Consider the following 17109-nt stretch of genomic DNA (forward strand, 5'->3'; position numbering starts at 1 on the left):
CCACTGGTCCCGATCATGAGATGAAGGCGCGATGGCGGAAATCCTGGTGCTGTACTACAGCCGCGGCGGTTCGGTGGCCCGGCTTGCCCGCCAGATCGCGCGCGGCATCGGCGAGGTGCCGGGCATGAGCGCCCGGTTGCGCACGGTGCCGCCGGTGGCGGCGGTGACGCAGACCGCGCGGCCGCCGGTGCCCGACGACGGTGCGCCGTACGTGGAAATCAGCGACCTGGCCGACTGCGACGGCCTGATCCTGGGCAGCCCGACCCGCTTCGGCAACATGGCCGCGCCGGTCAAGCATTTCCTCGACGGGCTGGGCGCCGAATGGGTCAACGGCACCCTGGCCGGCAAGCCGGCGGCGGTGTTCACCTCCACCGCCTCGCTGCATGGCGGCCAGGAATCGACCCTGCTGTCGATGCAGGTGCCGCTGCTGCACCACGGCTGCCTGATCGTCGGCATTCCGTTCACCGAGCCGGCCCTGAGCCACACCACCACCGGCGGCACCCCGTATGGCGCCAGCCATGTGGCCGGCGCCGACGACAACCCGGTGCCCAGCGAGGACGAGGCGATCCTGGCCCGGGCGCTGGGCCGGCGCGTGGCCGATATCGCCCGGCGGCTGGCATGAGCGCGCGCGCGCACGACGCCCTGCTGGCGCTGCTGCTGGTGGCGCTGGCGGCGCTGTATGCGCTGTGGTTCGCCCACGACAAGCACTGGCTGGCCACCCAACTGGTGTTCACCGCCCCGCCGCTGCTGCTGGCGGCCGGGGTGTGGTGGCGCCGTGGCAAGGCGGCGTTCTGGGCGGGGGTACTGGCGCTGTTCTGGTTCAGCCACGCGGTGATGAGCGCCTGGAGCTACCCGCAAAGCGCCGGCTGGGCCTGGGCCGAGCTGCTGCTGGCGCTGGCGGTGATCGGGGTGGCCAGCGGGCCGGGCCTGCGCCGCCGCTTCGGGAAGCGCTGAACCGGCGCGTCGCCGCGGCTGCGAGGCGGCGCCGGCGGTCGTATCATCTGCATCCCGGCGCGGGTTGCCCGCGCGGTTCTGACCGCTATCCAGGATGCCCGCAATGGAAGAACTACTGATCATCACCACCGGTGGCACGATCGACAAGATCTACTTCGACGACAAGTCGGACTACCAGATCGGCGATCCGCAGATCGGGATGATCCTGCGCGAGCTGGGCGTGACCTTCCGCTTCAACGTGATTCCGATCCTGCGCAAGGATTCGCTGCACATCACCGACGAGGACCGCGAGCTGATCCGCGCCACCATCGCCGCGCAGCCGACCCGCCACGTGCTGATCACCCACGGCACCGATTCGATGGTGCAGACCGGCAAGGTGCTCAAGTCGATCACCGACAAGACCATCGTGATGACCGGCGCGCTGAGCCCGGCCCGCTTCCGCGGCTCGGACGCCGAGTTCAACATCGGCTGCGCGATCGGTGCGGTGCAATCGCTGCCGACCGGCATCTACATCGCCATGAACGGCCGCATCTGGAACCCGGAGCACGTGCGCAAGAACGTGGCGGCGAACCGGTTCGAAGAAGCCTGAGAAGAAGCCTGATCGGCTGGCGCCTCTAAATGCTGCAGCCCCCAGCCGCACTTGGCTGGGCGGGGGTGTGTGGGTTCGCGGGACACGCCGCCCCACCCGTACCAAGCCAAGCCAGAGCAGACACAAACTTGCGGCTGTTGATCTTGATCCTGCTTCGGCTTCGGCTTCGGCTTTTTTAGAAAAACGCCCCAAAAAAAGGTTCTTCGCCGATTTATGGGGAGTCAGATGCGAACTGCCGCGTCAGATCAAAGGCAGTGACCGACGCATGCGCTGATTGGGTTGGCGCGGGTGGGTTGGCGGGACACGCCGTGAACCCATCCGTGGGGGCTTGGCGAAAACATCCATGTTTTCGACAGTCCCGCCAACCCACCCACGCCAACCCTTCATACATTGCTGGCACTCACAGAAAACGGCAGATCCGAGTTACGGTCAAACAGCCCGGCTGTCCAAAGAATGCTGTCCGACCGCGGGTCGGAACTACCTGCGATGGTACGGCCGCTGTTGCTGTTGCTGTTGCTGTTGCCCGCGATCTTGATCTACCTCCCCCTTGGAGCGAGCCGAGCATCGCAATCCCATGCGTCCGGAAACGGACGCGTTGCGACGCGTTCTTCACTACGGGGTTCGTTGTTACGGAGGCGCGGGCGTGTTCTTTGGTTACTTTCTTGCACGAGCACCAGCGCCGCAGGAGCGGCGCGGAACAGCGTAGCTGGCCCGTAGGGTGGCGCACAGGGATGTGCGCCATCAGAAAGTAACTCGCGCCCCGCAGGGGCACGAAACGCTTTTGAAGTTATTTGCGAAGCGGAAACAGCAACGCCAATGCATCCGGACAATGGCTGGCTGTAGTCCCGCACATAGGCGAAGAATCCCAAAAAAACGCCCCGGCCGAAGCCGGGGCGTGCCCAGTGGAGAGGGATCCGGGCTCAGTACTGCGCGGTCAGGGTGACCCCGGAGAAGGTCGAGTACGCCTTCACCCGCACGTACCAGGTACCGGCCGTCGGTGAAGTGACCGTGCAGGTCTCGTTGTTGCCGCTCAGGTACGGGCGGCAGGTGTAGGCGCTGTCGGTCGGGGCGCTGCCCGAGCGCAGGTACAGGTCGGCATCGCCGCTGCCGCCGGCGATGGTCACCTTGAGCTGCGAACTGCCCGCCGGCACGGCGACGGTATAGGACAGCGATGCACCGCTGGCCGCGCCCAGGCCGGTGACCGGCACGTTGTTCTGCAGGACCGTGCCGCCCGGGTTCGGGTTGGTCCCGCCCAGCGCCGCGGTGACCGCCGCATCGGCATCGACAATGCCCGCACCGCAACCGCCGGAGCAGGCGCCCGGCAAGGCGCGCGCGGTGTTCTTCAGCAGCGTTTCGACCGCCGCCGGAGTGAGCGCGGTCGGCGCCACCGACTGCACCAGCGCAACCACGCCGGCCACATGCGGCGCCGCCATCGAGGTGCCGTTGTAGGACGCATACGAGGCGCTGCCCGGCACCGTGGTGCCGCTGTTGAGCGTGGACAGGATCGCCTGGCCCGGAGCCGAGACATCGATACCGGTACCGTAGTTGGAGAAGCTGGCGCGGGCGCCGGCCGACGTGGTCGCCGCTACCGCGATCACGTTGGCGCAGTTGGCCGGTACCGACGAGGACACATTGGTGTTGCTGTTGCCGGCCGCCACCACCACCGTGGTGCCGCGCGAGACCGCGCCGTTGATCGCGTTCTGGTAGGTGGCCGAGCAGCTGCCGCCGCCGCCCAGCGACATGTTGATCACCTCGGCCGGGTTGGCATTGGCCGGCACCCCGCTCACCGTGCCGCCGGACGCCCACACGATCGCATCGGCGATGTCGGAGGTGTAACCGCCGCACTTGCCCAGTACGCGTACCGGTACCACCTTGGCGTTGAAGGCGGTGCCGGCCACGCCGGTGCTGTTGTTGGTGACCGCCGCGACGGTGCCGGCCACGTGGGTACCGTGCCAGCTGGAGTTGGACGCAGGGATGCCCGAACCGCACTCGTTGGCCGCGTACCAGTCGCCCTCGTCATTGGGGTTGCTGTCGCGGCCGCCGCCATCGCGCGCCATCGCCGCGTCGTTGATGAAGTCATAGCCGGGCAGGATGTTGGCATTGAGGTCGGCATGGTTGGTGATGCCGGTATCGATCACCGCCACCACCACGCCGGTGCCGGTGGCCTTGTCCCAGGCCGGGCGCACGTTGATCGAAGCGTTGCTGGTGCCAAAGCCCCACTGCTCGGACAGCCGCGTGTCGTTGGGCACCAGGGTGGCGTGCATCAGCTGATCCACTTCCACGTAGTCCACGTTCGGGTCGGCGGCCAGCCGGCGCATCAGCAGTTCGGACTCGGCCACATCCAGGTCGCGGTCGGTGCGCAGCACGGTCGGGCCGATCGCCAGCTGGCGCAGCTTCTGCACGCCCAGCGCGCGCCCCTGCTGCGCCGGTACTGCCGCAGCGGCGGCCTTGAGCGAACTGGCCAGCGCGCTGGGGCTCAGCGGCGCGCTGGGGGTCTGCTTGTACTTGACGATGAACTGCCGGTGCACCGGCGCAGACGCCAGGCCACTGAGCTGCACATCGCCGGCGTACGCCGGGGCGGCCAACAGCAGGGTGGAGAGTACGGACGCGCCCAGCACAACCAATGCACGCTGACGCAAACGGGGTTGCGGATCATGAGACATCGGATTTCCCTTTCAGACAGTGGATGCCGCGATCGCGGCTGAGAATCCGGCCCCGATCCGTGGGCTGCTGAAACGATGGCGCGAATCGGAACCGGTGGTTGGATCGGTTCCCCTGAGTCAAACCGCCCACACCGACGCTAGTGCTTCGGGTCGCAATCAACAACGTTTCAGCCGCACTTCAGCGAGATGAAATGTCCGATCTGAGACTTTCCGGGTCTACGGTTTGTGAAAGTGAAGGAACTTAGGGCCTTTCGAATGGTCGCAAGACGTCACGTGGTGTCTGCTTGAACCCGAATTTGTCTCCAAAGTCGGACAAGCCTTGCGCGCCGGGGCCTGCGCGCTGTTGCCACCGCTGGACAATCGCTTCGCCGGCATGAAAAAACCCGCCTGTCGCCAGGCGGGTTCGTCTTTCCACGGCAGGGGCCTGCGACGCTTACGCGTCCAGGCGCACCAGCCAGCCGTGACGGTCGGGCAGGCGGCCGTACTGGATGTCGGTCAGTTCCTTGCGCAGCGACATGGTCACTTCGCCAGCCGGGGCGTTGATGTCGCCCACCGAGAAGCCCTCGCCCTTGAGCTGGCCGATCGGGGTGACCACTGCGGCGGTACCGCAGGCGAACACTTCGGCGATCTCGCCGGAGGCCACGCCCTGCTTCCACTCATCGATGGTGACCTTGCGCTCTTCGACCTTCATGCCGCGGTCGCGGGCCAGCTGCAGGATGCTCTCGCGGGTGATGCCCTCCAGGATGCTGCCCGACAGCTGCGGGGTCACCAGGGTGCCATCCTTATAGACCAGGAACACGTTCATGCCGCCCAGTTCTTCCAGGTACTTGCCTTCCACCGGGTCCAGGAACAGCACCTGCGAGCAGCCCTGCGCCTGCGCCTTCTGCTGCGGCAGCAGCGAGGCGGCGTAGTTGCCACCGCACTTGGCCGCGCCGGTGCCGCCCTTGGCTGCGCGCGCGTATTCGGTGGACAGCCAGATCGACACCGGCGCCACGCCCTTGGCGAAGTACGGGCCGGCGGGGCTTGCGATCACGTAGTAGCCGGCTTTGTGCGCGCCGCGCACGCCGAGGAAGGCTTCATCGCCGATCATGAAGGGACGGAAATACAGGCTGGATTCGTCGGCTGACGGCACCCAGCTGGCGTCCACGGCGATCAGCTGCCTGAGCGATTCGACGAAGATGTCCACCGGCAGTTCGGGCAGCGCCAGGCGCTGGGCCGAGCGCTGCAGGCGGCGGCCGTTGGCATCGGGGCGGAAGGTCCAGATCGAACCGTCGGCATGCCGGTAGGCCTTGATGCCCTCGAAGATTTCCTGGCCGTAATGCAACACCGCCGCGGCCGGGTCCAGCTGCAGCGGGCCGTACGGACGCACTACCGCATCGTGCCAGCCGGTGTCCTTGTCCCAGCGCACTTCCACCATGTGGTCGGTGAAGTGCAGACCAAAACCGGGGGCGGCCAGGATGCGCTCACGCTCCTCGCTGCTGCGCGGCTGGGCGGAACGGGTGGTGTTGAAGCTCACGGAAGACTGGGACACCGGATATTTCCTGTTCTGGTTACGGGGAACACCATCACCACCGCGGCGCGGCAGCGGGCGGTTACAGCATGCCGGTTTCGAGCCGGGCGGCCTCGGACATCATATGGCGGCCCCACGGCGGATCGAACACCAGCTCGACGTCGGCTTCGGCCACCGTCGGAATCATCTCCAGCTTGCTGCGCACATCGTCGACCAGGATCTCGCCCATGCCGCAGCCGGGCGCGGTCAGGGTCATCTTGATCTCGACTTCGCGCTGGCCGTTGTCCAGGTGCTTGAGGTCCACTTCGTAGACCAGGCCCAGGTCGACGATGTTGAACGGGATCTCCGGGTCGAAGCAGGTGCGCAGCTGCTGCCACACCAGCTTCTCGACTTCCTCGTCGGAGGCATCGGCAGGCAGTTCCAGCGCCGGTGGCGGCTCTTTGCCGATGGCATCGCCGTCCTTGCCGGCGATGCGGAACAGATTGCCTTCGACAAACACGGTATAGCTGCCACCCAGGGCCTGGGTGATATACCCATAGCTGCCGGCCGGCAGGGTGACCGTTTCGCCCTGCGGGACCATGACGGCCTCGCAGTCGCGTTCGAAGTGGACGGGTTCGCTGCTACGGGAGTACATGTGGATCGATATGGGGGTCGCGGCCAATTCCCGCAAGACGGCCATTTTAGCCCAGCCGCCGCCCACGCGCCGGTCACCCCGCAAGCCGGTATCCTGTGGCCACTCACAGGAAGATTGCATGTCGCCCACGTCCGTGCCTGTCCACAGCCGCCATTGGCTCTGGCCCCCGATGTTGTTGCTTGGTGTCGTCACGGCCACGCTGGCCTGGTTGTTCATCGCCCTGCTCAGTGGCCGCCAGGCCGGCTGGATGGCGGTTCTGGCCGCGCTGGACATCGCCTTCATGCTGCGCCTGGGCACCTTCCGCGCCGGCCCGGGCCGGGTCGCGCTGACCCTGGCGGCGACCGTGCTGGTGGCCGTGGCGGCCAACTGGGGCATCGCGTCGGCTTACCTGGGCGGGTCGATGGGACTCAATCCATGGGATTCTGCGTTGCGGATGGGACCGTTCATGGCCTGGACCCTGGTCCAGCTGGCCAACGGCGCCGCCGAGCTGCTGTGGCTGGCGGTGGCGCTGGTGATTGGTTGGTGGGTGGCGAAGTAATGGCCGCCACCGCTTCGCGGTCGTGTTGTCGGTAGTGCCGGCCGCTGGCCGGCCCCTCATGCCTCTCGGACCGCACCGGCGCGCTGCCTGACATCGCGTGGAGCCGGCCAGCGGCCGGCACTACCTCGCGGCCCTGCGGCCGCTCTTCAATGCCCGCCGTCGAGCGCCTTCAATTCGCTGACCAGTGCGCTGGCCGCGCCGGCGCCATCGCCGTAGAGCATGCGCGCGTTGTCGGCGTAGAACAGCGCATTCTCGATCCCGGCAAAGCCGGTGCCCTTGCCGCGCTTGATCACCACCACGTTGCGCGCGTTGACCACGTCCAGGATCGGCATGCCGTAGATCGGGCTGGCCGGGTCGGTGCGCGCGACCGGGTTGACCACGTCGTTGGCGCCGATCACCAGCACCACGTCGGTGTTGGGGAACTCGGGGTTGATGTCGTCCATGTCGGCGATCAGGTCGTACGGCACGCCGGCTTCGGCCAGCAGCACGTTCATGTGCCCGGGCATGCGCCCGGCCACCGGGTGGATGGCGAACTTCACCTTGATGCCGCGCTCGATCAGCCGCTGCGCCAGTTCCCAGACCTTGTGCTGGGCCTGGGCCACGGCCATGCCGTAGCCGGGCACGATCACCACCCGCTCGGCGAAGGCCAGCATGGCCGCCACGTCGCTGGCTTCGATCGGCTTCTGCGCGCCACTGATTTCCTGCGCCACGCCACCACCGCCGAAGTTGGAGAACAGCACCCCGCTGATCGGCCGATTCATCGCCTTGGCCATCAGCCGGGTCAGCAGGATGCCGGCCGCGCCGACCATCATGCCGGCGATGATCAAGGCCTCGTTGCCCAGCACATAGCCTTCGAAGGCCACCGCCAGGCCGGTGAAGGCGTTGTACAGCGAGATCACCACCGGCATGTCGGCGCCGCCGATCGGCAGCGTCATCAGCACGCCCAGCGCCAGCGCCACCACGAAGAAGCTGATGATCGCCACCGGGCTGAGGCTGATCGCCGCCCAGATGCCCAGCACCACCATCGCCAGCGCCACCAGCAGGTTGAACGCCTGCTGGCCGGGGAAGGTGACGCGCCGGTCCAGCCGCCCGTCCAGCTTGGCCCAGGCGATGATCGAACCCGACAGCGACACCGCGCCGATCGCCGAGCCGATGATCGCCAGCGCCAGCACCGTGGCCGACGGCTGGCGTGCGGCCAGGTCGGCCAGCGCCTGCGAGCTCCAGTGGCTGGTATCGCGGTTGGCCAGGAACGAGAAGCGCAGCAGTTCGACCGCACCGATCGCCGCCGCCGAGCCACCGCCCATGCCGTTGTAGAGCGCCACCATCTGCGGCATGTCGGTGATCGCCACGCGCTTGGCCGACCACCACGCCACGCCGGTGCCGATCGCCACCGCCGCCAGGATCAGCGGGATGTTGTGCAGCTCGGGCAGGAAGAAGGTGGCCACCGTGGCGATCAGCATGCCCAGGCCGGCCCAGCGGATGCCGCTGCGCGCGGTCATCGGCGAGGCCATGCGCTGCAGGCCAAGCAGGAACAGGGTCGCGGCAACCAGATAGCTCACCTGGACCAGCCACTGCAGCAGTTGCGCGGTGGTCACGTTCAAGGCGCCTTCTCCCCGCTGCCGCGCTTGGCGCTGGGCTTGAACATGTCCAGCATGCGCTCGGTGACCACATAGCCGCCGGCGGCGTTGCCGGCGCCCAGCACCACCGCGATGAAGCCGATGATCTTCTCCAGCGGGGTCTGCGCGTGGCCCAGCACCACCATCGCCCCGATCAGCACGATGCCGTGGATGAAGTTGGAGCCGGACATCAGCGGGGTATGCAGGATCACCGGCACCCGTGAAATGATCACATGGCCGGCAATGGCGGCCAGCATGAAGATATACAACGCCACGAACCCATCGTTCATTGCAGTCTGTCTCCCAGGCGGTGATCCCGTCCCGCCCATCATAACCATCCGCTGAACCGTTCTGCAGGCCGGTCAACCGATGCCGCGCTGGCGCGTTGTCACCGTATCCCCCTGCGCGAGCGTTACCCTGTGCTGGTGAGCCCTTCACTGCCGCCCCCGCCCACCCCGGCCGATGCCACGCTGCCGGCGTCGCTGGACGCGTTCCTGGCCGGCATCGGCCCGCGCGCGTTCCGGTTCGCCGAAGCCGGCCTGCGCCAGCGCGACGACGCGCTGGACGCCGTACAGGACAGCATGTTGCGGATGCTGTCCTACCGCGACAAGCCGGCCGCCGACTGGGCGCCGCTGTTCTGGAGCATCCTGCGCCGACGGGTAGTGGACCTGCAGCGCCGCCGCGGCTTCCGCCTGCGCTTCTGGCGCAGCAGCGACGAGGCCGGCAGCGACCATGACATCGACTGGGCCGACCGCGCGCCCGGCCCGGCGCAGGCCCACGAGCAGCGCCAGCAGTACACCCAGCTGGTGCTGGCCCTGCGCCAACTACCGGCGCGCCAGCGCGAAGCGTTCACCCTGCGCGTGCTGCAGCAGCTGGACGGCGCCAGCACCGCCCAGGCCATGGGCTGCAGCGAAGGCGCGGTCAAGACCCATCTTTCACGCGCCCGGCAGGCGCTGCAGCAACACCTGGAGATCGAACTGTGAGCCGCCCCGTCGCCCCTCCCCTGCACGATGACCACGCCCTGCATGCCCTGCATGCGCAGGCCCTGCAGCAGTTGTCGCCGGCCACCCTGCTGCGGCTGCGCAGCGCCCGCCAGGCCGCCCCCGCCGCGCGCGGCCGCGCCCATGGCTGGTGGATGGCCACCGCCTGCTCGGCGGTGGCCGCACTGGCCCTGGGCTACAGCTTCACCGCCAATCCCCCCGCCAGGCCGGCCACGCTCGCGGTGGCGGCCACGGTGGATGACAGCAGCGACGTGCTCGACGAAAATCCCGACCTGTACGTGTGGCTGGGCACGACCGACCTGGCAATGGAGTGAACATGAAACCGCGACTGATCCTGGCGCTGGCCCTGCTGTCGGCAAGCGCGACCGGCTGGGCGCAGAGCGCCACGCTGCCCGACTGGGAGCGGCTCACCCCGCAGCAGCGCGAGGCACTGATCGCGCCGGTCCGCGACCGTTGGAACGATGCCGCCCCGCCGCAGCGCGAACGCATGCTGCAACATGGCCAACGCTGGCAGAGCATGACCCCCGAACAGCGCGAGCTGGCCCGGCGCGGCCGCCATCGTTTCGAAAACATGAGCCCGGAACAGCGCGAGCAGGCCCGCGCCCTGTTCGCGCAGATGCGCCAGTTGGGCCCGGCCCAGCGCGACGAACTGCGCGCGCGCTGGGAGAAGATGACCCCGGAGCAGCGCCAGGAGTGGCTCAAGGCCAACCCGGCCAAGGACCTGCCGCCGCCGAAGCGCTAACGGCCGCAAGAAAAGGGGACGGGTGTAGTTAAGCGCGCTTAACTACACCCGTCCCCTTTTCTGCACATGGGGTGGCTCTACCGGGCGCGGGGTAGAGCCACCCCATGGGTGGCTGCCTGGATCAAGCGGCGGCCACCCAGCGGGTTTTCGCCAGCAGTTCGTCGTCCCAGTCGAAGCCGATCGCCCCGTCCTTGAGGAACAGCGCCACGAAGTTGTACAGGTTGCGCGCGTACATCTCGCTGGCATGCACCGCGCCCAGGCTGGCCAGGTTGAGCGGGCCATCGATGGTGACCCCGTTGAACTCGATGGTGCGGCCCGGCTCGGTGGCCTCGCAGTTGCCGCCGGTCTCGGCGGCCAGATCGACGATCACGCTGCCCGGCTTCATGCCCGCCACCATCGCGCTGCTGAGGATCCTGGGCGCCGGGCGCCCGGGCACGGCGGCGGTGCAGACCACCACATCGACCAGGCGCAGGTGCTCGCCGAGGCGGCGCTGCTGTTCGGCGCGCTCGTCGTCGGTCAGTGGGCGCGCATAACCGCCCTCGCCGACCGCACTCACCCCCAGGTCGAGGAATTTACCGCCCAGCGATTCGATCTGCTCGCGGGTTTCCGGGCGCACATCGAAGCCTTCCACCTGCGCGCCCAGGCGGCGGGCGGTGGCGATGGCCTGCAGGCCGGCCACGCCGGCGCCCACCACCAGCACCCGCGAGGGGCGGATGGTGCCGGCGGCGGTGGTCAGCATCGGGAAGAAGCGTGGCGCCAGCTGCGCGGCGATCAGCATGGCCTTGTAGCCGGCCATGCCGGCCTGCGAACTGAGCACGTCCATCGACTGGGCGCGGGTGGTACGCGGCAGGCGTTCCAGCGGGAAGGCCTGCAGCCCGCGCGACTGGATCAACCCGGCGCGGGTCGCATCGGCCTGCGGGTACAGCATGCCGACCAGGCTGGCACCGGACTTGAGCTGGCCCAGCCGCGCATGGTCCGGCGGTTGCACGCACAGCACGATGTCGGCCTGGGCCAGGCGCGTGTCGTCGGCCAGTTGCGCACCGACCTCCAGGTAGGCTGAATCGGGAAAACCGGCCGCCTGCCCGGCACCGGGTTCGAACCATGCCGTCGCGCCGAGCGCGGCCAGCTTGCGCGCCGTTTCCGGCGTCATCGCCACGCGCCGTTCGCCCGGCGCGTGTTCCTTTACCACCAGTACCTCGACAGCCATGCCCGTCCCCGCCGATCAGCCGATTGTGGGGGGATCGTAACCTACCGATTCGGTTTGGGCAGAACCCATGCCTGCGCCGGGTCAGTGGACGGTGGCGTTCTTGTTGTCCAGCCGGTCGATCACGCCCTGCATGGCACTGTCGAAGGCACCGTCGTCGATATGCGCGCGCAGGCGGCCCAACCGCACCATCACCGCCAGTTCTTCCGGCGAGGCCACGCAGAAGCGCACGCCACGGCGGTTGACGAACAGCAGGCGCGAGGAAATCGGGCTGACCCAGGACAGCTTGCCGGCCTGGACCTTGCCGTCCTTGTCGACGAAATCCAGCCAGCTGCCGATCTCCAGGCCGCGGAAACGGTCGGCGTCGGCATTGTCGAAGTCGCTGACATCGACCTTGCTGCCCAGTTCCACCGCCGCGCTTTCCTGCGCCGGCGGGGCCGGCAGCACCACCTGCGGCAGTTCGGGCAGCGCGCGCTCCAGTTCCGGGCGCGATTCGGCGATCGCCTGCAGGGTGTCGTGCAGCGCATCGATCGCCCCGGTGGCGGCGTCGGCATGCACCCCGACACTGGCAAACACCTTGCGCAGCCCCGGATGCCAGGCCTGCAGCCAGGGCTTGCCGACGATCTGCCGGCGCGCCTCGGCCACTTCCTCCAGCATGCCGTCGGCCAGCGCCAAGGCCTCGCCCACCGACGCGCCGTCTTCGCCTTCGCGCAGCACGGTCAGGGTCAGGTGGTGCTGCCAGGGCTGGCGCAGGAACTCGCCGATCGCCTGCGGCAGGGTCGCATCGGCGATCCGGCGGTCCAGTTCGGCCGCGGCCCGGATCCGCGCCATCTCCAGCTTTTCCTGGCCACGCTGGGTCTCGGCGGCACGGCGCTCGGCGATTTCGATGCGGCGGCGGTGCTGGGCGAGGAAGTCGCGGAACTCTTCTTCCAGGGTCAGGAAGATCGCCAGGTTCTCGTTGAACTCGGCCACCAGGCGTTCGATGATTTCCTCGACCTTGCCCATCAGCACGCGCTCGGCCTGGCTTTCGCCGGTATTGCCTTCGCAGGCCTCGGCCAGCGAGTTGAGCAGCTTGCGCGCCGGGTGGGTCTTCTGCACGAACATGCGGCGGTCGAGCATGGCCACCTTGACGAACGGCACCACCAGCCGGCCGATCAGTTCGCGCGAGCGTCCTTCCAGGTCGCGCTCGTCGAGCATCACGTCAAACAGCATGCCGACCAGGTCGATCGCGTCCTCGTCCTGCGGGTCCAGCCGCGCCTGGGCCGGGTCCACGCCCAGCCGGGTGGCGCCGGACAGCACTTCGCTCTTCAGGCGCTGGGCCAGCGATTCGCCATCCTCGCCGATCGCCGCGCGCAGGGTCGCACTCGGGGTGGCCTGCAGCAGCGACAGCACCGACATCATCTCGCGCTGGCTGAGCGGGCGCTGCTGGCCGACCGCCACGCTGGCCGCCGAAGTTGCATCCTCGCGCACGTGCCGGGTCTGCTGCAGCAACTCGTGCAGCGCCTCCAGCAACATGCCCTGGTTGCCCTGCAGCGCCTCGCCGGCGTCGCCGCCGTCCTGGCCGGCATGCGCGGACTGCATGCGCCCGCGGCTTTGCGCCCAGCGATCGGCAAAGCGCCGTGCCCAGGCCGGTGCGGCGGCATCGTCGGCCGCGCTGGCGTGCGGTTCCGGGTCGAGCGCATCGACCAGTTCATCCAGCTCATGCCGCGGCGCCGGCGGGCGCGGTGGCGCACGGCGCGGCGCGGCCATCTGCGGCATCACCCCGGCCGCGGCCAGTTGTTCGTCCAGTTTTTCGTAGTGCTTGCCGATCGGCGCGTGCAGGTCGCGCTCGCACAGCTTGATCAGCACCAGGCGCACTTCCGGGGCCAGTTCGCAGCCGGCGAAGGCCTCATGGATGGCCACGCCCAGGTGCTCGGGGCTGATCGGGTTGCTGTCGGCGTTGAGCTCCAGGCTGCCGGCGATCAGGCCCAGGCGGCGGTCCAGCCGCCCCAGCACCGCTTTCCAGTCGCGCAGCAGCACCGTGGCGAAATTGCGTACGGCCAGCCGGGATTCCAGCACATGCTCGGGCACCAGGCTCAGGCCGTCTTCGATGTGCCCGGCCAGGGTCGCCTCGGCCGACAGCGGCTGCGCCTGTTCCAGGGCCGCCCAAGCCTGGCCCAGGTGGCCGCCGAAGCCGGCCACGATCTCCTCGCGGCGGCGGCGCAGTTCACGCATACCGTCCAGGAACAGCAGCTGCGACGCACCGGCAGTGCCGGCACGGTCGAACAATACGTCGTCGAAACGGGCCAGCACGGTCGCGAACGACGCGGTCAATGCCGGCAGCACCGCCTCCCGGGCAAGCTTCAACAACGCCGGGTCACGGCCCGGCAATCCCAATGGATTGGGCGTGGCGATCATGCGAAAAGGCTCCCCACCCTCGCAGGCACAGAATGCAGCATGGAAACGATGAACGCCGGTGCCCCCCAGGCACCAATGTCCGAATGGTAGGCCGGCCGGCCGGTCAGGGACAGTGAAACAGTCCGCACTTTGAACCTCATGGCCGGGTACCGGCAGGCCTTGTATCGTACGGCCAGCGCACACTGGAAGCGAGTACAGGCACGTGAAGGAATGCCGCTAATTAGGTGATGTTCATCACGGCTTGTCGCAAATCGTGCAGAGATCGCGAAAAGGCGCGTCACAAACTGCCGTAACCACGCCGCGCCTATACTTGGCCCTCCGTGAAACCGACCGAGAGACCATGCCCGATTCCCCCGCGCTGCACGCCCTGGACGCCCGCCGTTCGGTCCCCGCCCTGCAACTGGGCGAGCCCGGGCCGGACCCGGCGGCCCTGCAGCGGATGCTGGCCGCGGCGGTGCGGGTGCCCGACCACGGCAAGCTGGTGCCGTTCCGTTTCCTGCGCATCGCCGGTGATGCCCGTCACAGTCTGGGCGCCTTCCTGGCCCGGCGCAGCCGCCAGCGCGACCCGCAGGCGTCCGACGCCCAGGTCGAGAAGGACCGGCTGCGCTTTTCACATGCCCCGCTGATCATCACCGTCGTCGCCCGGCTCACCCCCACCCCCAAGGTGCCCGAGCAGGAACAGCTGATGACCGCCGGCTGCGTCTGTTTCGCCCTGCTCCAGGCCGCCCAGGCACTGGGTTTCGGCGCGCAGTGGCTGACCGCCTGGATGGCCTTCGACCCGGCCGTGCACGCCCACCTGGGCCTGGCCGACAACGAGCGCATCGCCGGTTTCATCCATGTCGGCACACCCAGGACCGCCGTGCCCGAGCGCGAGCGCCCGGATCCGGCCGCCCTGCTGCAGGACTGGGTGGGCTGAGATGTCCAGCCTGCCCGACGCCGGCGCGCCGCGCCCACCGCTGTACCTGGTCGATGCCAGCCTGTACGTGTTCCGCGCCTGGCATTCGATGCCCGACGAGTTCCAGGACCAGCAGGGCTGGCCGACCAACGCGGTGCACGGCTTCGCCCGCTTCCTGCTCGACCTGCTCGAACGCGAGCGCCCGCGGCATATCGTGGTGGCCTTCGACGAGGCGCTGGACGGCTGCTTCCGGCACCGCCTGTACGCGGCCTACAAGGCCAACCGCGAGCCGGCCCCGGACGCCCTGCGCCGCCAGTTCGCGCACTGCAAGGCCCTGTGCATGGCCCTGGGGCTGGCGGTGCTGGCCCATCACCAGTACGAGGCCGACGACCTGATCGGCAGCGCCCTGCATGCGCGCCGCGACGCCGGCATGCGCGGGGTGATCGTGTCGGCCGACAAGGACCTGTCGCAGCTGCTGCTGGAGCATGACGAGCAGTGGGACTACGCGCGCAACCAGCGCTGGGGCATGGCCGGGGTCAAGGCGCGCCATGGCGTGCATGCCCACCAGATCGCCGACTACCTGGCCCTGTGCGGCGACGCGGTGGACAATATTCCCGGCGTGACCGGGGTGGGCGCCAAATCGGCGGCGGTACTGCTGGCCCATTTCGGCAGCCTGGACATTCTTTATGCGCGCCTGGACGAAGTGCCGTTCCTGCGCCTGCGCGGGGCGGCACAGATGGCGGTGCGGCTGCGCGAACAGCGCGAGCATGCGCTGCTGTGGCGGCAGCTGACCACCATCGCCCTGGATGCGCCGCTCGACGGCGCACCGGGCGATTTCAGCCGGATCAGCGCCGATCCGCAGATGCTGCAGGGATTGTGCGATGCGCTGCGGTTCGGGCCGTTGACCCGCCGTCGCCTGTTCAGCGCCGCCGGCCTGACCGATACCTCTTCCATTGCCAGCGAGTTCGCATGAGTCCCAATAACCAAGCCCCCAAGGTCGTCTACGAAGGCAAATACCAGCGCATGGTGGTGCGCGGCACGTGGGAATACAGCGAGCGCACCCATCCGGGCGGGCTGGCGGCGATCATCATCGCGGTCACCCCCGAGGACAAGGTGCTGTTCGTCGAGCAGTTCCGGGTACCGGTGCAGGCGCCCACCATCGAGATGCCGGCCGGCCTGGTCGGTGATATCGATGCCGGTGAGTCGATCGAAGTCTCGGCGGTGCGCGAACTGGAAGAAGAAACCGGCTGGACCGCCGCGCATGCCGAGGTGCTGATGATCGGCCCGACCTCCTCCGGCGCCAGCAGCGAGAAGATCGCCTTCGTGCGCGCCACCGGCCTGCGCAAGGTGGGCGAGGGCGGCGGCGATGCCAGCGAGGACATCACCGTGCACGAGATCCCGCGCGCGCGCGCGGCGGCATGGCTGGTGGAGAAAATGGGCCAGGGCTACGAGCTGGATGCCAAGCTCTGGGCCGGCCTGTGGATGATCGAACACCATCTGGACGGCACTCCGCGTGGCTGATTCGTTCGCCCATCCGGACACCGCCACGGCCCTGCTCGGGCCGACCGACCCGGCGCCGTTCACCGTGCACCAGGCGCAGGGCCGCTCACCGTTCCTGCTGATCGCCGACCATGCCGGGCAGCAGGTGCCGGCGTCACTGGCGGGCCTCGGCCTGCCGCAGGCCGAGCTGGACCGCCACATCGGCTGGGACATCGGTATCGCCGGGGTCACCGTGGAACTGGCGCGCCTGCTGGATGCCTGGGCGATCACGCAGACGTACTCGCGGCTGGTGATCGACTGCAACCGGCCGTTGGCCTCGCCCACGCTGATGCCGGCGGTCAGCGACCGCACCGTGGTTCCCGGCAACCAGGGCCTGTCGGCGCTGCAGCGGCAACAGCGCATCGAGGCGATCCATGCGCCCTACCATGCGCGCATCGATGCCGAGCTGGACACGCGCCAGGCGCAGCTCCGGCCGACGTTGCTGGTGATGATGCACAGCTTCACCCCGGTGATGGATGACGCTGCGCGGCCGTGGCATGCCGGCGTGCTGTACCACCGCGACACGCGGTTGGCACATCGCCTGCTGGATGCGCTGCGCGATGAAGGCGACCTGGTGGTGGGCGACAACCAGCCCTACGCGGTCAGCAGTACCAGCGACTATGCCGTGCCAGTGCATGGCGAAGGCCGCGGGCTGCTGCACGTGGAGCTGGAGATCCGCCAGAACCTGATTGCCGATGCCGCCGGGCAGTTGGCCTGGGCGCAGCGGCTGGCGCGGGTGTTGCAGCAGCTGCAAAACACGCTCCCGTAGAGCCGGGCTCTGCCCGGCTGCGCAGCCACGCCCCTGCACGCTACCGTACCCCCCACCA

Annotated in this window: 18 protein-coding genes; 11 read left to right on the forward strand and 7 right to left on the reverse strand. The window is 68.6% G+C overall.

All coding sequences use genetic code 11. From position 1 onward, the window contains the following. Positions 1-31: 31 nt before the first annotated feature. The 3 genes from wrbA to IC535_RS15515 all read left to right on the forward strand — a co-directional run bounded on the left by wrbA (position 32) and on the right by IC535_RS15515 (position 1543). A complete protein-coding gene (gene wrbA / locus IC535_RS15505) occupies positions 32-622 on the forward strand; it encodes an NAD(P)H:quinone oxidoreductase (RefSeq protein ID WP_228886359.1) in 591 nt (196 codons plus the stop codon). Continuing rightward, entirely contained in the window at positions 619-954 is a 336-nt protein-coding gene (locus tag IC535_RS15510; protein ID WP_228886358.1) for a DUF2069 domain-containing protein, read from the forward strand. The genes wrbA and IC535_RS15510 overlap by 4 nt, the downstream gene beginning before the upstream one ends. A gap of 103 nt (positions 955-1057) precedes the next feature. Further along, on the forward strand, positions 1058-1543 hold the full coding sequence (locus IC535_RS15515) for an asparaginase domain-containing protein (protein ID WP_228886357.1): 486 nt from the start codon (positions 1058-1060) through the stop codon (positions 1541-1543). A 920-nt stretch (positions 1544-2463) separates the two neighbouring features. Here the strand turns inward: IC535_RS15515 and IC535_RS15520 are convergent. The 3 genes from IC535_RS15520 to sufT form a co-directional block, all read right to left on the reverse strand. Continuing rightward, entirely contained in the window at positions 2464-4206 is a 1743-nt protein-coding gene (locus tag IC535_RS15520; protein ID WP_228886356.1) for a S8 family peptidase, read from the reverse strand. Positions 4207-4639: 433 nt separating this feature from the next. After that, entirely contained in the window at positions 4640-5737 is a 1098-nt protein-coding gene (locus IC535_RS15525; RefSeq protein ID WP_228886355.1) for a branched-chain amino acid aminotransferase, read from the reverse strand. Between the two features lie 61 nt (positions 5738-5798). Next, the gene (gene sufT, locus IC535_RS15530) at positions 5799-6350 is read right to left on the reverse strand and encodes a putative Fe-S cluster assembly protein SufT (RefSeq protein ID WP_228886354.1); all 552 of its coding nucleotides are present in this window, start codon (positions 6348-6350) and stop codon (positions 5799-5801) included. A gap of 118 nt (positions 6351-6468) precedes the next feature. On the opposite strand from sufT, the gene IC535_RS15535 reads away from it, so the two are divergent. Continuing rightward, entirely contained in the window at positions 6469-6888 is a 420-nt protein-coding gene (locus IC535_RS15535; RefSeq protein ID WP_228886353.1) for a hypothetical protein, read from the forward strand. Positions 6889-7034: 146 nt separating this feature from the next. Here IC535_RS15535 and IC535_RS15540 read toward each other — a convergent pair whose 3' ends face one another. Both IC535_RS15540 and IC535_RS15545 read right to left on the reverse strand, forming a co-directional pair. Then, positions 7035-8489: an NAD(P)(+) transhydrogenase (Re/Si-specific) subunit beta gene (locus tag IC535_RS15540; RefSeq protein ID WP_228886352.1), complete on the reverse strand. Its 1455-nt coding sequence runs from the start codon at positions 8487-8489 to the stop codon at positions 7035-7037. Next, the gene (locus IC535_RS15545) at positions 8486-8794 is read right to left on the reverse strand and encodes an NAD(P) transhydrogenase subunit alpha (RefSeq protein WP_228886351.1); all 309 of its coding nucleotides are present in this window, start codon (positions 8792-8794) and stop codon (positions 8486-8488) included. Before IC535_RS15545 ends, IC535_RS15540 begins: the two co-directional genes overlap by 4 nt. A gap of 129 nt (positions 8795-8923) precedes the next feature. Between IC535_RS15545 and IC535_RS15550 the strand changes: the two genes are divergently transcribed. Genes IC535_RS15550 through IC535_RS15560 form a run of 3 tightly spaced genes read left to right on the forward strand, consistent with a single transcriptional unit; the run spans position 8924 to position 10247 of the window. Further along, positions 8924-9487 carry an RNA polymerase sigma factor gene (locus tag IC535_RS15550; protein ID WP_228886350.1) on the forward strand — a complete coding sequence of 188 codons (564 nt, stop codon included), beginning with the start codon at positions 8924-8926 and terminating at the stop codon, positions 9485-9487. Then, complete coding sequence (locus IC535_RS15555; protein WP_228886349.1) at positions 9484-9819, forward strand: hypothetical protein; 336 nt, start codon at positions 9484-9486, stop codon at positions 9817-9819. The genes IC535_RS15550 and IC535_RS15555 overlap by 4 nt, the downstream gene beginning before the upstream one ends. A 2-nt stretch (positions 9820-9821) precedes the next feature. Continuing rightward, positions 9822-10247 (forward strand): DUF3106 domain-containing protein, encoded by a 426-nt coding sequence (locus tag IC535_RS15560; protein WP_228886348.1) that lies wholly within the window; start codon positions 9822-9824, stop codon positions 10245-10247. A 121-nt stretch (positions 10248-10368) separates the two neighbouring features. On the opposite strand, the gene IC535_RS15565 is transcribed toward IC535_RS15560, so the two are convergent. Together IC535_RS15565 and IC535_RS15570 are read right to left on the reverse strand one after the other, a co-directional pair. Then, positions 10369-11454 carry an NAD(P) transhydrogenase subunit alpha gene (locus IC535_RS15565; protein WP_228886347.1) on the reverse strand — a complete coding sequence of 362 codons (1086 nt, stop codon included), beginning with the start codon at positions 11452-11454 and terminating at the stop codon, positions 10369-10371. A gap of 81 nt (positions 11455-11535) precedes the next feature. Continuing rightward, positions 11536-13848, reverse strand: coding sequence for a DUF1631 domain-containing protein (locus IC535_RS15570; protein WP_228886346.1), 2313 nt, complete (start codon positions 13846-13848; stop codon positions 11536-11538). Between the two features lie 340 nt (positions 13849-14188). Here IC535_RS15570 and IC535_RS15575 point away from each other — a divergent pair, with 340 nt between their 5' ends. From IC535_RS15575 to IC535_RS15590, 4 genes are read left to right on the forward strand one after another with little or no spacing between them, the layout of a single operon-like run. Then, entirely contained in the window at positions 14189-14764 is a 576-nt protein-coding gene (locus tag IC535_RS15575) for a nitroreductase family protein (protein ID WP_228886345.1), read from the forward strand. A 1-nt stretch (position 14765) separates the two neighbouring features. Continuing rightward, positions 14766-15716, forward strand: coding sequence for a 5'-3' exonuclease (locus IC535_RS15580; RefSeq protein ID WP_228886344.1), 951 nt, complete (start codon positions 14766-14768; stop codon positions 15714-15716). After that, positions 15713-16264 (forward strand): NUDIX hydrolase, encoded by a 552-nt coding sequence (locus IC535_RS15585; protein ID WP_228886343.1) that lies wholly within the window; start codon positions 15713-15715, stop codon positions 16262-16264. Before IC535_RS15580 ends, IC535_RS15585 begins: the two co-directional genes overlap by 4 nt. Next, the gene (locus tag IC535_RS15590; protein ID WP_228886342.1) at positions 16257-17051 is read left to right on the forward strand and encodes an N-formylglutamate amidohydrolase; all 795 of its coding nucleotides are present in this window, start codon (positions 16257-16259) and stop codon (positions 17049-17051) included. Before IC535_RS15585 ends, IC535_RS15590 begins: the two co-directional genes overlap by 8 nt. The last annotated feature ends 58 nt before the right edge of the window (positions 17052-17109 follow it).

It is taken from the genome of Stenotrophomonas rhizophila, from assembly GCF_020857975.1.
GTDB lineage: Bacteria > Pseudomonadota > Gammaproteobacteria > Xanthomonadales > Xanthomonadaceae > Stenotrophomonas > Stenotrophomonas rhizophila_C.

Excerpts from the sequence above, each read along its gene's own strand:
- wrbA (WP_228886359.1), top strand. The coding sequence starts at position 32 with ATGGCGGAAATCCTGGTGCTGTACTACAGCCGCGGCGGTTCGGTGGCC.
- IC535_RS15510 (WP_228886358.1), top strand. The coding sequence starts at position 619 with ATGAGCGCGCGCGCGCACGACGCCCTGCTGGCGCTGCTGCTGGTGGCG.
- IC535_RS15515 (WP_228886357.1), top strand. The coding sequence starts at position 1,058 with ATGGAAGAACTACTGATCATCACCACCGGTGGCACGATCGACAAGATC.
- IC535_RS15520 (WP_228886356.1), bottom strand. The coding sequence starts at position 4,206 with ATGTCTCATGATCCGCAACCCCGTTTGCGTCAGCGTGCATTGGTTGTG.
- sufT (WP_228886354.1), bottom strand. The coding sequence starts at position 6,350 with ATGTACTCCCGTAGCAGCGAACCCGTCCACTTCGAACGCGACTGCGAG.
- IC535_RS15535 (WP_228886353.1), top strand. The coding sequence starts at position 6,469 with ATGTCGCCCACGTCCGTGCCTGTCCACAGCCGCCATTGGCTCTGGCCC.
- IC535_RS15545 (WP_228886351.1), bottom strand. The coding sequence starts at position 8,794 with ATGAACGATGGGTTCGTGGCGTTGTATATCTTCATGCTGGCCGCCATT.
- IC535_RS15560 (WP_228886348.1), top strand. The coding sequence starts at position 9,822 with ATGAAACCGCGACTGATCCTGGCGCTGGCCCTGCTGTCGGCAAGCGCG.
- IC535_RS15565 (WP_228886347.1), bottom strand. The coding sequence starts at position 11,454 with ATGGCTGTCGAGGTACTGGTGGTAAAGGAACACGCGCCGGGCGAACGG.
- IC535_RS15570 (WP_228886346.1), bottom strand. The coding sequence starts at position 13,848 with ATGATCGCCACGCCCAATCCATTGGGATTGCCGGGCCGTGACCCGGCG.
- IC535_RS15575 (WP_228886345.1), top strand. The coding sequence starts at position 14,189 with ATGCCCGATTCCCCCGCGCTGCACGCCCTGGACGCCCGCCGTTCGGTC.
- IC535_RS15580 (WP_228886344.1), top strand. The coding sequence starts at position 14,766 with ATGTCCAGCCTGCCCGACGCCGGCGCGCCGCGCCCACCGCTGTACCTG.
- IC535_RS15585 (WP_228886343.1), top strand. The coding sequence starts at position 15,713 with ATGAGTCCCAATAACCAAGCCCCCAAGGTCGTCTACGAAGGCAAATAC.